Origin of the sequence: Falsiroseomonas oryzae, from assembly GCF_027856955.1 — a bacterium.
GTDB classification, from domain to species: domain Bacteria; phylum Pseudomonadota; class Alphaproteobacteria; order Acetobacterales; family Acetobacteraceae; genus Falsiroseomonas; species Falsiroseomonas oryzae.
The window spans coordinates 1-716 of record NZ_JAPSMD010000947.1; the positions used below are offsets into that span (position 1 = coordinate 1).

General features: G+C 74.2%; 2 protein-coding genes. Both read left to right on the forward strand.

Annotation, left to right across the window (positions count from 1 at the left end; all coding sequences use genetic code 11):
• A partial coding sequence (locus OZN99_RS32880; protein ID WP_456299930.1) for a hypothetical protein occupies nt 1-254 on the forward strand: 254 nt, incomplete at its 5' end.
• A complete protein-coding gene (fliN, locus tag OZN99_RS32885) occupies nt 251-574 on the forward strand; it encodes a flagellar motor switch protein FliN (RefSeq protein ID WP_270939370.1) in 324 nt (107 codons plus the stop codon). The genes OZN99_RS32880 and fliN, both read left to right, overlap by 4 nt.
• Nucleotides 575-716: the final 142 nt, after the last annotated feature.

Genomic DNA, 716 nt, shown 5'->3' on the forward strand with positions numbered 1-716 from the left:
CTACCGCGCTGCTGCCCGCGGTCGCCGACCGGCCGGAGGCGACGCTGCATGTCGCCCCGGTGCTGGTGGAAGGCGTTGCGGCGCGGCTGCCGGACGGGCCGGCGGTGCTGGGCGACGCGACGCTGCCGCCGGGCGATGCGCGGCTGGCATGGCGCGACGGCGCGCAGCTGGTCTCGCTGGCGGAGCGGCGCGCCGCAGTGCGCGCGGCACTGCGCGACGCTGGGTTCGCTATGGAAGAGGCAGATCAGGCATGAGCACCGAGGACGGCTTCGAACCGGTGCCGGCGACCGAGGCGCCGGCCGGCGGGGGTACGCCGGGCCAGCGCGACCTGGACGCGGTCTATGACATCCCCGTGCAGCTCAGCGCCGTGCTGGGCCGCGCGACGATGCAGGTCTCCCAGCTGCTGAAGCTCGGCCGCGGCGCGGTGGTGGAATTGGACCGCAAGCTGGGCGAGGCGGTGGACATCTACGTCAACAACCGTCTGGTCGCGCGCGGCGAGGTGGTGATGGTGGACGATAACCGCTTGGGCGTGACGATGACGGAGATCGTCAAGGCCGACCGGGGCGGCAGCTGATATGGCGCGCCTTCTCATCGTCGGATCACTGGAAGGCGAGCTGGGCGCCGCTGCCCGCGTGGCCATCGCGCGCGGCGCGCGGCTGGCGCATGCGGAAGGCGTGGCGGCCGGGCTGGCGCGGCTGCGCGCGGAAGGCGCCGAC